14 protein-coding genes are annotated in these 13,194 nt (G+C 54.0%); 2 read left to right on the forward strand and 12 right to left on the reverse strand.

The features are described from left to right. Positions 1–14: 14 nt before the first annotated feature. The 12 genes from LZ24_RS01310 to gspG all read right to left on the reverse strand — a co-directional run bounded on the left by LZ24_RS01310 (position 15) and on the right by gspG (position 11,528). On the reverse strand, positions 15–914 hold the full coding sequence (locus LZ24_RS01310; RefSeq protein WP_144681516.1) for a tetratricopeptide repeat protein: 900 nt from the start codon (positions 912–914) through the stop codon (positions 15–17). Continuing rightward, positions 915–2,585, reverse strand: a complete 1,671-nt coding sequence (gene gspE / locus LZ24_RS01315) for a type II secretion system ATPase GspE (protein ID WP_144681518.1) — start codon at positions 2,583–2,585, stop codon at positions 915–917. Next, complete coding sequence (gene gspD, locus LZ24_RS01320) at positions 2,578–4,506, reverse strand: type II secretion system secretin GspD (protein WP_186442854.1); 1,929 nt, start codon at positions 4,504–4,506, stop codon at positions 2,578–2,580. Before gspD ends, gspE begins: the two co-directional genes overlap by 8 nt. A gap of 146 nt (positions 4,507–4,652) precedes the next feature. Beyond that, positions 4,653–5,522, reverse strand: a complete 870-nt coding sequence (gspC, locus tag LZ24_RS01325) for a type II secretion system protein GspC (protein ID WP_144681522.1) — start codon at positions 5,520–5,522, stop codon at positions 4,653–4,655. A gap of 7 nt (positions 5,523–5,529) precedes the next feature. Further along, positions 5,530–6,414: a type II secretion system protein GspN gene (gene gspN, locus LZ24_RS01330; protein ID WP_144681524.1), complete on the reverse strand. Its 885-nt coding sequence runs from the start codon at positions 6,412–6,414 to the stop codon at positions 5,530–5,532. A gap of 3 nt (positions 6,415–6,417) precedes the next feature. Then, positions 6,418–6,957 carry a type II secretion system protein GspM gene (gene gspM, locus LZ24_RS01335; RefSeq protein WP_144681526.1) on the reverse strand — a complete coding sequence of 180 codons (540 nt, stop codon included), beginning with the start codon at positions 6,955–6,957 and terminating at the stop codon, positions 6,418–6,420. A gap of 6 nt (positions 6,958–6,963) precedes the next feature. Beyond that, positions 6,964–8,370, reverse strand: coding sequence for a PilN domain-containing protein (locus LZ24_RS01340; protein WP_144681528.1), 1,407 nt, complete (start codon positions 8,368–8,370; stop codon positions 6,964–6,966). A 95-nt stretch (positions 8,371–8,465) separates the two neighbouring features. Further along, entirely contained in the window at positions 8,466–9,518 is a 1,053-nt protein-coding gene (locus LZ24_RS01345) for a type II secretion system minor pseudopilin (protein WP_186442855.1), read from the reverse strand. Then, on the reverse strand, positions 9,515–10,228 hold the full coding sequence (locus LZ24_RS01350) for a prepilin-type N-terminal cleavage/methylation domain-containing protein (RefSeq protein WP_144681532.1): 714 nt from the start codon (positions 10,226–10,228) through the stop codon (positions 9,515–9,517). The genes LZ24_RS01345 and LZ24_RS01350 overlap by 4 nt, the downstream gene beginning before the upstream one ends. Beyond that, entirely contained in the window at positions 10,225–10,614 is a 390-nt protein-coding gene (locus tag LZ24_RS01355) for a type IV pilus modification PilV family protein (RefSeq protein ID WP_144681534.1), read from the reverse strand. Before LZ24_RS01355 ends, LZ24_RS01350 begins: the two co-directional genes overlap by 4 nt. Continuing rightward, positions 10,607–11,092 carry a pilus assembly FimT family protein gene (locus LZ24_RS01360; RefSeq protein ID WP_186442856.1) on the reverse strand — a complete coding sequence of 162 codons (486 nt, stop codon included), beginning with the start codon at positions 11,090–11,092 and terminating at the stop codon, positions 10,607–10,609. The genes LZ24_RS01355 and LZ24_RS01360 overlap by 8 nt, the downstream gene beginning before the upstream one ends. Position 11,093: 1 nt before the next feature. Continuing rightward, the gene (gspG, locus tag LZ24_RS01365) at positions 11,094–11,528 is read right to left on the reverse strand and encodes a type II secretion system major pseudopilin GspG (protein ID WP_144681538.1); all 435 of its coding nucleotides are present in this window, start codon (positions 11,526–11,528) and stop codon (positions 11,094–11,096) included. A gap of 219 nt (positions 11,529–11,747) precedes the next feature. Between gspG and ndk the strand changes: the two genes are divergently transcribed. Together ndk and LZ24_RS01375 are read left to right on the forward strand one after the other, a co-directional pair. Next, the gene (gene ndk / locus LZ24_RS01370; protein ID WP_144681540.1) at positions 11,748–12,161 is read left to right on the forward strand and encodes a nucleoside-diphosphate kinase; all 414 of its coding nucleotides are present in this window, start codon (positions 11,748–11,750) and stop codon (positions 12,159–12,161) included. Between the two features lie 2 nt (positions 12,162–12,163). After that, positions 12,164–12,928: an RNA methyltransferase gene (locus LZ24_RS01375; RefSeq protein ID WP_144681542.1), complete on the forward strand. Its 765-nt coding sequence runs from the start codon at positions 12,164–12,166 to the stop codon at positions 12,926–12,928. Positions 12,929–13,194 lie beyond the last annotated feature (266 nt).

Raw genomic sequence — 13,194 nt, forward strand, 5'->3', positions numbered from 1 at the left:
TTTAGAAGAAAATCTCAGAACGGAAGGGAAATCCGGATACTGCCCCTGTCCAGGGGAAAGTCCGCTTCTTTTCTGAACCGGGACAGCACCTCTGCCTCGTGGCCGATATCCATGGTATGACTGGTCCGGCGGGCCTCATCCATACCCCCCTTCATGCTGCCTCCGTAAAAACCAAGGGTGATCAGTCCAAGAAAGGTGCCCAGAACGGGCAGATCCTGATCAAAGGCCTCCCATGAGGCCGCTCCCATGCCAAGGGTCAGGAAAAAGGCCGTGCTTCCCGCCTGCCTCCGGCCCGTATAAAAATAACCGCCACCGGGGACCATACCAAAAAGCCCTGCCAGAAAGGGGCTCTTTCTGCCTTCCTCCGGTCTCTCCTGCCATGCCAGCCAAAGCCCTTCCGCCTCCCTGCGGTCCTCACCGGTCAGAAAATCCCAGCGCGCCGCAGCCCCATGGAAATCTCCGGCCTTCAGATACTGCCCCCCTGCCATCCAGAGGGCAGCTGTACGCATATCCTCATTTTCCGTGGACCGTAAAAGATTTTCCGCCCAGAGAACCGACTGCCCGGCCTCCCCTTCTCCCGCATAAAGGGAAGCCAGAACAAGGGCTGCGACGGATGCCTCCCTCTGCCTTCCTTTTCTGTGGATATGGCGCAAAAGCTCTGCGGCTGCTTCCGTTTTTCCCTGTTTTTCAAGGGCTATGGCAAGGTAAATCCCCGCTTCATGGCTGCGGGGATCTTCGGGGCAGGCATGGATAAAACGGTCCAGACCAAAAACCGCAAGATCCCATTTTTTTTCCTGATACCGGGTCAGTCCATAGTCAAAAAGATCCGTCTCTCCGCAGCCAGATGGCCCTGCGGCATGGGCGGACAGGGAAAAAAACAGGAGAAAAAGAAAGGATCTTAAAATATTTTCCATTCAGGTCACCCGCAGCACTTCAGCAATGGTGGTCAGGCCTTCTTTGATTTTCCGGATACCGTCCTTGCGCAGGGTAATCATCCCACCCCTGACCGCTGCATTCTGAATGGGATTGGAATCCGAGGTTTTCAGTACCAGCTTTTTCAGGCTACTGTCCATTTCCATGATTTCGTAAATACTCATGCGGCCCTTGTACCCGGCCTGCAGACAGGAAGGACACCCTCTGGGCTGATAAAGGTCCTGCCCCCGGAGACATTCCGCATCCGGTCCCAGGGTATCAAGTTCCTCAGGGAGGGGCTGGTAGGCCACCTTGCACTCCGGACAGAGAATACGCACCAGACGCTGGGCCATCACCGCCTTGACGGCCGAGGCAATGAGAAAGGGTTCGATACCAATATCCACAAGGCGGGTGATGGCACTGGCCGAATCATTGGTGTGCAGGGTAGAAAAAACCAGATGCCCAGTCAGGGCAGACTGTACGGCAATTTCTGCCGTTTCCTGATCCCGGATCTCGCCCACAAGAATCACATCCGGGTCCTGACGCACGATGGATCGCAGGCCCTTGGCAAAGGTAAGACCGATTTTGGGATTTACCTGAATCTGACCAATACCGGGAATCCTGTATTCCACAGGATCTTCAATGGTGACAATGTTCACATCTTCCCGGTTGATTTCCGAAAGGGCCGCATAGAGGGTTGTGGTTTTACCACTCCCCGTAGGACCGGTAACCAGAATGATACCGTTGGGCAGATGGATCAGACGATGGAGGGTGGCATAGGTATCCTCAGACATGCCAAAATCCGAAAGCCCCAGCAGGGTATTGGCCTTGTTGAGAAGACGCAGGACCACCCGCTCCCCGAAGGCCGTGGGAACCGTGGAGATACGCACATCCACGGACTGCCCTCCGATCTTCACCTCCAGACGGCCATCCTGGGGCAGTCGCTTTTCAGCAATATTAAGCCTTGCCATGATTTTGATGCGGGAAACCAGCGGCGACTGCATCCATTTGGCAGGACGCATCAGCTCATAGAGCATGCCGTCCATGCGGTAGCGGATGACAAAACGGTCCTGATAAGGCTCAATGTGAATATCCGAGGCATTGGCTTTAACGGCCTGGGCAATGATATGGTTCACAAGCTTGATGATGGGGGCATCATTATTATCATCCAGAAGATCTGCGGCTTCTTCGATCTCGCTGAGGATGGATTCTCCGGACTCCTCCTCCAGATTCTGGGCCAGTTCTTCCACAGAGCCTCTGGCTTCATCATAGGCCCGGTTAATGGCGGCGAGGATACGGGCTTTGGGGGCCAGTACCGGAGAAAGGGGCCCCACACCGAGAAGGGGGCAAAGATCCCCTGCGGCCTCAAGGGAGGCGGGATCGTGCATGACCACCTTTTTTTCATGGACAAGGGGAAGAAGCAGATGGCGCTTTAAAAACTGAATGGGAATTTTTCTTGCAAATGCCATTTCTCCGGCATCAAGCACAGGCTCCCGGACAAAGGGAATTCCAAAGGTCGCGGAAACGGCCAAAAGAACGGCTTCCTCATCCCCTGCCCGGTTTTTCAGCAGTCCTTCCACCAGCCCTTCCTCGTTCTGCTCCAGAAGCTCTGTCACAAGCTCCCTGCGGCATCCCATGGAAAGTGCCAGTTTTTCCACCAGGGACTCACGCATCAGGGCTTCCTTCATCTTCTCCGGTTTCAGGCACTGCGCTGTCAACCGGTGCGGACTCCGGGGACATGGGCAGGGGCGGGGGGATTTCTCGGGCTTTCCTGTTTTTCTCGTACAGAGGAATCACCGTGGGGGAGAGTTCACTGATGCTCTCCAGCCGGTCTCCTGTCAGACGGTCGCCATCTTCCACGGTGCGGATGATGTGGGGAGTAATGAAAACAAAGAGATTGGTTTTTTCCTGTTCCCTTCCTCTGCTGCTGAAAAGCATGCGAAGCCCCGGAATATCTCCGAGGCAGGGAACCTTGTATGTGGATTCTGAAAAGCTGTCATCAATGAGACCACCGATGACAACGGTATTGCGATCCCGCACCAGCACCGTTGTATCAATGCTGCGCTTGAGGGTGGTGGGCAGCTCATTGAGATTGCCTGCGGCAGAAAGAAGCCTTGTCACCTCCTGGGAAATATCCAGCCGGATCAGGCCTTCCTTGCTGATCTGGGGCGTTATTTTCAGCTGTACCCCCACATCCTTGTACTCATAATTGTTGTAGGTATTGTCACCGGTGGCGGACCGGATCAGATAGGGGATATTTCTGCCCACGGTGATGCTTGCCTCCCGGTTATCCAGTGTGGTGATCTGGGGAGTGGCAAGAATATGGGAATTTCTGTCCGAAGCAAAGGCATGGATTACAGCACCCAGATTGGGAAAGGCGATTTCCCTGCCACCGGATTTCAGTACCAGGGGCGCCGCGGCCACGCCCACGGAAAAACCGCTGGGCAGCATGCCCGTTTGGGCCATACCCAGCGTATTGGACCATGCAGAATTACCACCGGTTCCTGAAAAACCGCCACCAAAGGCCGCATCGGCTCCTCCCTTGGAAAAAGTATCCCCTGCCGCCCATTCCGTTCCCAGCCCGAAGGTACTGCTGACGGCAACTTCCACAATAAGTGCTTCAATCAGCACCATGGCCCGGGGAATATCCAGGCGATTAATCACATCGGCCAGTACCGCATGGTCCCCCTGATTGGCCATGATCACAAGGCTGTTGGTGGCCTGATCCGAAGTCACGGTAACATTGGAAGAAACAACGGCCTCAGCACCACCTGCGGCTGTGCTGCCCGTACCGCCGCCCCTGCCCACCATGCTCTGAAGCACCTTGGCAAGATCTTCGGCTACGGCATTTTCAAGGTAATACACATGCACCCTGCCCCGACCCTTGGGCAGGGCACTGTCAAGCTTTTCCACAAGGGGCACCACCCGCTCCAGATCCACCATGCTGGCAAGAATAATCAGGGTGTTGGTCCTTTTATCCGCAACAAACTTCACCGTGTCTTCCGTGACACTTCTGCCTTCCTCCCGCCGGGTCTGACGGAATACGGCCTCAAGGGTTCCCACCAGCTCTGCGGCATCGGCATGGGCAAGGGTCAGCACACGGATTTCCCTTCCCTTGTCCCTGACATCAATGTATTTGACGATTTCAAGAATTCTGCGGATATTGGACTCCACATCCGTTACAATGAGCATGCGGCTGGAGGCATAGGAAAGGAGTACGCTGGTTTTTGAAACAAGGGGAGCAAAAAGCCTGCGCAGCTCTTCGGGCTCCGCATACTGCAGGGGAATGATCTGGGTAATCAGGCGGTCGCTGTCCGTGAGCCAGGCATCCCCGAAATTCGTATGCATGGCCTTGGTCCGGGCATCGGGCTGGGTAAGAATTTTATAAATTCCCCCCGATGGCATGGCTGCAAAGCCATGGACATCCAGCACGGACTCAAAAATATCCCATGCCTCATCCACGGTCACGGCACCCGGAGAAACAATGGTGACCCTCCCCCTGACCCGGTTGTCGATGACAAAATTCTTCCCGGTGACTTCACTGATATATTTTATAAAAACAGAAATTTCCACATCATTAAAATCAATATTCACCTGCCTGTTTTCACCATAAACGGGAAAGGCCGCCGGAAAAAAAAACAGCAGGCAGAAAAAGGGCACCAAAAAACATCGGGATTTCAAAAATTTTACTGGCGTCAGAATCATCCGTTGTGGCTCTCCATTTGCGGGCAAAGGGCCCGTCAGTTTCTGATGGTATAAGAAAGGGTCTGGGGGGCTCCCCTGCGTTCCACCTGCAGGGAAACGGAAGTGGCATTTCTCAGCTGCTCGTAAAATGTCAGGGCATCATCCACAGACCGGATCTCCTTGCCATTGACTCCCTTGATTACATCACCGTTTTCAAGACCCAGCTCCCGGAAAATGGAATCCGCACGCAGACGGTCCACCCGCAGCCCTGCGGGCTGTCCGTCCTCAAAATTGGGACGGATCCGTATCTGGCGCATGAGAGTGTTGATATCCTGCATGGATTCATCAATCATCTGCCTTGAAATTTCCTGACTCGCTGCTGCGCCGGAAAAAGCAGGCTGGCGTATTCCCGGATCAACGGTCCGCTGTCCTTCCTCAGGGTCCATTTCAAGAACTTCGTCCTGCCCTCTGCGGGTTAAAACCACTTTCTGGCGGAAAATCATTCGGACCGTGGCGTCCTGAATCTGATCCCCAACACGGTAGAGTTCCTGCACCCTTTTCGTTGTATCCTCAATCACGGCAAAGGCCTGATTGCTGTTTTCCGATGCAATAGTTCCCCAGAGCTTTAAGCGAAGGGTGGTGCGCTGAAGGGCATCAAGATCAATGGAAGGAACCTCTTCCTCCTTTTGCAGGGCAAGGGTGCCAAAAAGGTTTCTTTCAAAAATCACGGCATAGGCCACCGCATCCTTCCGGGACGGTTCCTGCCCCGGCCGCCGGGTTTCCACAGCATCCGCCGTCAGGCTGGAAGAGAACTCCGGTCTCAGATGGAGTTTCTCAGACAATATGCCATATCCCAGAGATACGGCAGCATAGGCGCCTATGGGAACCAGCAGAAGGTTCCATAATAAAAAGACATATCTTGCCATAGAGCCTCTAAAGCCTTATGCCCGCAAGGGTGAGCTGCGGGCTTTCAAGGGTTCCTGCAATGCGAACGGGGATTTCCCTCTGGCCAGCGAACTGGCTGATTACAGGCCCGATACCGCCCATGCGGGTCAGCTGCTGTAAAAAGGACGAATCCGGACGAATCCCACCGGAAAGGTTCAGGCGGCCGGATGGTCCCAAAGCCCCTGTTATGCTGCCCTTCAGGTGAAGGGTTCCAAAACTTCCGGTTACCAGAATATTCTCTATCTCCAGACGCCCTTTTTCCAAATGACTTTCCACCTGCACTGCGTTCAGTCGGATGACGGGAAATTCGCCCATGGGAAAATCCACAAGCAGATCCCCGCCGCTGATATCAAGATTTCCCCGGAACCCCAGCTTTTCTTCCACGGGCTCCCAGACAAAACGCCCGGACACCTGCCCCTGCATCCCGAAGGGAAGCGGCTTTGGCGAAAGGGAAAAAAGGGCCTCCATGTCCAGACGGGAAAGCTGCATCTGCCCCCTGGCCCCAAGGGGAGAAGCCAGTGGCATGCGGGTGACGGCATCCATCTCCCCCCCAAGGGTACGCAGACTGATTTTTCCCCCTGCCTGTCCCCTGAGAAAGGCCGCCAGAGAAGGACTCAGCGCCACTTTTTCTACTCCGAGGCTAAAACCCTTTTTGCCCTGAAGAGTGCTGTTTTCCATGGATATTTTCAAAGGAAAAGTCAGAGCAAGGCTTTTTGTCTGAAAAACCATACCTGTTCTTCTGTTGATCTCCTTTTCCGCAAAGATGCGGAAGGTCTCTGCCGGAAACAACAGATAGACAAAAAAAAGCACCGTTCCCAGAATATACAAAAGCCACGCACTCAGCTTCAAAAAAGACCTCATCTTCTCAGGCACCCCTCATCCTGCAATGGTCTGGGCATTGAGAACAACGGAAAGGGTGGCAGGTTCCCTTCCGCCCTTCCGGGTGATGGACAGGGAGCGGATCTGAATATTTTCGCGGGCCGTTTCCAAACGAAAAAGCAGACGGGTAAGATCCGTCATACTCACATCTTCCAGCCGCATCTCCACCACGGAAAAACGCATCCCCGTTGTCCGGTCTTCGCTGCTGCCCGGCTTCATGGAAGCAATGTTTCTTTTTACCCCGGTTTCTCCGGCCACACGTTCCAGAAATCCAAAAAGGGTAAAATCCTGCTGCCGGGCGGCAAGGGTATCGGCAGCCCCCTGATCACTGCCCTGTAAGGTTCGGTACCGCAGGGCAAGGGCCTGAAGTTCTTCCAGGGTTTCACTTTTAACGCTTATGCTGCGGTCAAGGCGGCTGCGCCAGTCCCGCACAGGGGAAAAGACCATCAGGTCCGCCAGCATGACCAGCACCAGAATACTGGCTGCCATGAGTATCCTGTTTTCCCTTGTGGAAAATGAAAACGGAAATGAAAACATGGTCTCCTATCTCAGATCCACCCGTAAATTGAAATGGATTCTGCCCTCATCCTGATCTGCCGTTGCCCTTGTGATGGTCACTCCGGAGAAAAGGGGATGGCCGGAAAGGCGGTTTTTTAAACCATCCACATTGTTAAAGGTATCGGTATCACCGGCAAGGGTCAACTGGTCGCCTGTAATGGCAAGCCTTGAAAAATTCATGGGCGCTCCTTCGGGTGCGCCTTCGGCCAGTGCTTTGAGGATATCCACCATGCGGTGGTTTCCTGAACCGCTGGCGGCAAAGGCCGATGCCTTTTCAAGATCGCCAAGATGGGTCCGCATCTGATGCAGAGGATCCACAATACGGGTCACACCGGGAAGGGTGGTGGTAAAAACCCTGCGAATCTCCGCATCCAGGTACTGATCCGTGTTTTTCAGCCGCTGAATATCGAGAAAGACATGGGCAATCAGAACAAGCAGAACAAAGAAGGTGAAAAAACCGGAAACGGCAAGGGCTTTTCCATGGGCAGCAAAAAAATGATCCCAGCGCCAGCCCCTTTCCCGGAAACGAAGTCCTGCTTTTCCGCGGGCACCTGCAAAGGCGGCCAGTGCTCCCCGCAGCCCCCCTTCATCCTCCACGAGAATCCCCTGCGGGTCCGGATCCTTGCCCCCACCCGGTCCATGGCATTTTACGGCAAGGCCCGTTTTTTCCGCCAGCGGGCTTTCAAGGGAGAAAGCCAAAGGCCCGGAAAGCCTGATAAGCTCAGGCGGGTGATCCGGAAAACGCAGGGTTCCCAGCTCAGCAAGGGCCGAAAAAACCGCATCCACAAAAGGCCCTTCTCCCTGCTCCGCAGAGGGCAGCATACGAACACCAAGGGGCCTGTCCCCATCCATGAGGAGCAGGGCTCCCCGGGTATCCACAAAGGCCCAGCCGCCGGCCTGGCCCTCCATAAGGGCCACGGCCCTGGCCGCAGCCAGATGGGACACATCCAGGGATGGGACAAAAAATCCGGCATCCCCAAGGACCCGGATCAGATGTTCATGGCGGAAATTTTCCAGAGCAAGGGCAAAAACCTCCGTGCTTCCGGCCTTTTTCGAAGTTTCAAGGAAATGAACCTCAAAGGCTTCCGGAGAAATCCCCAGTCCGCCTCCCATTTCCATGGGCAGAATCTGGGCAATTTTACCTGCCCCCCGAAAGGGCAGACGCAGATTCCTTGCCATGAAATCCCATACGGGCAGATAGATCTGCACCTCACCCTTTTGTGCTTTTACAGCCTCAAGCACATCCAAAGCAGCAGATTCCAGGGAAGCATCTTCTCCGGGAACACGAAAGGCTGTCTGATCAAGGGATATGCGGCCTCCCTTTTCACGGACAAAGGAAAAGGCCCTTACACCATGATCAGCGATTTCCAGGGCGAGAAAGGCATGGGACATAAAAAAAACAAACCCCGTTATGATTTATGATTTGGTCTGACTGACCAGAACAGTCTCCGCGAGAGGGAACCTGAATAAAGAGTCACCCTTATAAATCATTCTTCAGACCAGCGCAATATCCTGCAGAAAAAACGACCGGATTCCCCATCCTTTTCCCGCCGCACCACAGCAGTGATTTCAACCTCGCTGCCCGACTGACTGGCACGGGAAACAATACGGTAAATATCACTTCTTCTGGTAATCAGATTTTCCGCCAGGGGGACATCCTCGCATCCCGCACAACGCCTGTACCAGTCCCCTTCCAGATCATTGACGTAAATCCCCTCACTTTTCTCATCCCGGAAAGCCTGAATCTCTTCTGCCATGTGCAGACTTGATGTCTCCGTAATCAGGGTGGCAATCACCTCCAGGGGGGCGGTGTTGATGTTGATGCGGCCATCCACCTCCACCCGCCTGCCGGAACGGGTTTCCACGCCCCATATGGTCATGAAGCGGCCAAGACCTTCAGCCCCGCCAACCTTTTCCCAGAGCTCAGGGGTCACGCCCCGCACCCGCTGCAGCTCCGATAAATCCGTAAAAGGACCATTGCGGGGCGCATAGGGTGGATCCAGTGTGGCATAATAATCGGCTTCAGCACCGTCAAGGCCTGTGATACGGTCATCGTCTCCGGAGTCCAGCCAGTCAATCAGAGGATTGATAATGGAGCTGGGCCGCATGCCAATGAGACTGTCATCGTTGAGGATCAGGGCCGTAAGAAAACGATCCCAGAGCTGCACCTGATCCCCGTTGACCTCATTGGGCCGGTGTACAAGGGCATTGACCTGAATTTTTGACAGTTCATCCTCTATATAAACCTCAGGCAGGGGAGATACACCCGTGGCAGCCAGTGCCATGTGCAGAGCTTCGGGATCGTTCCAGATATCCTGCAGGGAATCACTCTCCGTCAACTCCCTGTCCCTTGCCAGTATGGCCATGGCCACTTCCACACCTCCGGAAGCAGCGGCTCTGGCCTGCATTCTGTCCCCGGTTTTACGTGCGGCAAATGCCGTATCCCCCATCTGACGATGCAAAGCCGTCACCAGAGCCACCAGCACCAGCATCATGCTCAGAACCGCCACAAGGGCCATGCCGGAAGATTTCTGTATCATAGATCTCCCTGGGATTCCCGCCATACGGGAATCCTTATTTCCGTTGCCATGGCCCGCGCATCCGGACCCCTTCCCGTTTCCAGACCTACCCGCACGGCCCTTGGAGTGGCCCAGCCGTAGCGGTTGCTCTCCGAATCCCATTCCCTGTGCCATTCTCCCTTTTCATCCATAAAATCCAGGGTAAATTTTTTAATATTATCACACACAAGAAAACGCAGCTCCTCGCTGCGGTCAGTATCCGGATAGGGGTGGATGTGATCACTGCGGTACAGGGCAAGGCTTCCGTCTTTTTTTTCCAAAACCGTATAAGAGATTCTGGCAAGCCCCTTCAGAGGCGATCCAAAAAAGGGAAGATGGGCATCTGCGGCAAAACGGACCCCTGAAAAACGGCCATTGCCAAGGTTTTCTTCCCAGGCCTCAAAGCGGAAAGGGTCCTGCGCATCGTCAAAAAGTTCCGGTTTTCTGTAGGCAGGCGGCAGGGAAACGCTGGTGGATGAAAAATCCCTTTCAAGCCATCCCATGGTTCTTCGGGCATCTTCCAGATTTTTCAGCATGGGGCCCATGGCCTGATCCGTTCCCACAAGGGCGGAAAAGGATGCATAGGAAGCTCCCATGACAATGGCAAGGATCACAAGGGCAACAAGAATTTCCATGAGGGTAAATCCAGCCTCGGATTTTTTATGGGCCAGAAGCCTCTTTTTTTTTCTCATGGCCGGGTCCCCCTCAGGGTTTCAAGGCGGAAAAGGAGGACATTGTTTCTCATGATACGCACATCCACGAGAAAAAGATGGCGGCTCTCTTCCTCGGCCACCATGCCCGCTGCAAGGCCCGGTGCGGGTGTAACGGCAGCCTGCCAGGAAAGATCCGGAAAAGGCTCAAAGCTTCCCTGAAGGGAGGCCGGGTCCGGCAGCTCCCGGGAAATGCTGCTGAGAACCTGAGAAGCCAGATAGGGAGCCAGAATATCCGCACTGGAACGATCCAGCATGGCAATGCTCCGGGCATGGAGGCTCAGCACCGCTGTCAGCACAATGGCAAGAATGCTGAGGGCTATCATGACCTCAAGGAGGGTAAAACCCTTCTGATTCTGCTCATTCATGATCCCAGCCCTCGGGAAAAATGAAACCGTCTTTCACCTCCACCCGCAGCATGAGCGGGTGCATGATCAGGGTTCTGCGTCCCCGGACACCGTCTATCCAGAAAAAAACAGGGTCTGCGTATCCCTCGGGATAAAAAGCGATATCACGGGTTTCCGGAAAATCCTTTCCTGCCCTTCGCATGGTCTGCACTGAAAAACTGTCCGGAAAATCAAAGGCTCCCTCACCATCCCCGCCCGCACCCTGCATACTCCGGTTATCCGCAGCCAGCGTTAAAACCATTTCCTCTTTTTTTTCAAAGGCCTGCTGACCTGTATTTTCAAACATGGCAATGAAACGGTCCAGCGCCCTTCTCTGCTGATCCGCCTCCATGGACGTGCGTATCCTCGGAAAGCTGACGGAAAGAATCACAGCCATCAGAGCCATGACCACCACAAGCTCCATCAGTGTAAAGCCTGAACATTTTACAGTTTTTTCCAAATCAGTCCTTTTCCCAGGAAGTAATGTCCGCATTGGCACCTTCACCTCCGGCCACCCCATCGGCACCATAGGAAATAATGTCATATTCTTCATGGATGCCGGGAGAAAGATAAATATAGGCATTGCCCCAGGGGTCCAGGGGAATCCTGCGGCTTTCCAGATACCCCCCCTCTCGCCACCTGTCCGAGGCGGAATCCGGCTTCCGTACCAGTGCTTCCAGGCCTTCTTCCGTTGTGGGATAACGACCGTTATCCAGCCGGTAAAGCCGCAGGGCGGTCTCAAAGGAAGCAATATCCATCTCCGCTTTCACCTGTCTTGCATCATCGGTTCTTCCCAGAAGCTTGGGAGCAATCCACCCGGCAAGAATCCCCAGTATGACAATCACCACCATTACTTCAATCAGGGTAAAACCCTTCTGTGAGATATTGCCCTTCATTTGTCCTCCGTGAAAAAGTCTGTTTTCTGCCCTATGGGGCCAGATTTCCTTTACGCCCATGTGTACGGAAAAAATACCTAAAAGGCAACGCTACCTTGACCCCTTACCTTCCCTTTGTTAAAGAAAAATGACAGAGTACACCGGTTTTGGAATTTTCCGAAACCGGTTTTTTCATTGGCGTACGTCAAGTATCCCCAACAAAAAAAGAGAGGTTCTGCCATGGAACAGACACTGGCCCTGATCAAACCCGATGCCGTTTCCCAGGGCAGCATGGGTGCCATTATCCAGCGCATGGAAAGGGAAAATTTCAGGATATCTGCCATGAAAATGCTTCAGCTCTCCCAGAAGGAAGCAGCGGCCTTTTACCATGTCCACCGGGAAAAGGGCTTTTTTGACAGCCTTGTGGATTTCATGACCTCCGGTCCTCTGGTGGCCCTTGTACTGGAAAGGGAAAACGCCATTGCCCACTGGCGAAGCGTCATGGGTGCCACAGACTACAGAAAGGCAGAAGAAGGAACCATCAGAAAAGAATTTGCCACGGCCCTTGAGCGCAATGCCGTACATGGCTCCGATGCAGAGGAAACGGCAAAGGAAGAGATAGCATTTTTCTTCTGCAAAAGGGAGCGTACCTGATCATGGACAGTGCTTTAAGGGATAAAGTCCGCATTGTTCTCTGCCGCCCGAAATTCCCTGAAAACATTGGGGCAGCAGCCAGAGCCATGAAAAACATGGGTTTTTCACGTCTTGTGGTGGTAACGGAAGAAAAACCTGAGATGGAAAGGGTGTACCGCATGGCCACCCATGCGGCAAGGGATGTGATTGACACCATGGAATTTCATGAAAAGGTCATGGATGCGGTTTCCGATGCGGGGTATGTGGTGGGTACCACGGCAAGGCTTGGAAGAAACCGGAAAAGGAGCCTGCTCAACCCCCTCCAGCTGGCGGAACAGATCAGCATCACAGCACCTGAAAATGAAACCGCCATCCTGTTCGGTCCCGAAGACCGGGGCCTTGAAAATGATGATCTGCGCCTCTGCCACGCCTTTGTACACATTCCCACAGCGGATTTTTCATCCCTCAACCTGGCTCAGGCCGTCATGGTCATCACCCACACCCTCTTTTCCCACGAAGCCCCGGCCCCGCAGGAACCCCAGCCCAAACTCGCCACACGTCAGGAGCTGGAAGACCTGTACCGCCACATGCAGGAGGTGCTCATCCGCATTGACTTCATGCGGCCGGACAACCCGGATTACTGGCTGGACAATTTCCGCCACCTCATTTCCCGCATGCCCCTCAGATCCAGAGAAGTACGCATGCTCCGGGGCATCTGCCGTCAGATTCAGTGGTACGGAGAAGATTCCTGGGAAAAGGGCAGGAAAGAAGGCGGAAAATCCCGTTGAAACTTAAAAATCTTGGTAACTGTTCAGCACGGTTTTCCAAGTACCATACCTGCAAGACAGATGCACAGGCCCCAGGCTATTTGCCCGTGACGCAATCTTATTCGGGAGCTTCTTGACCTGTGCGGAAGCAGCAAAAACTCCCCGCCACAGGCAGGACAAGCTTTTTTTATTACCATAGCAGGCCTTGGTACGCTGCCTTTGTGGCGGCTCAGACAGTTTGCCGCTTCTTTCGCACAGGCCTGCAAAGCTCTGGTCCGAAACGATTG

It is taken from the genome of Desulfobotulus alkaliphilus, from assembly GCF_007830435.1.
Taxonomy (GTDB): Bacteria; Desulfobacterota; Desulfobacteria; order Desulfobacterales; family ASO4-4; genus Desulfobotulus; species Desulfobotulus alkaliphilus.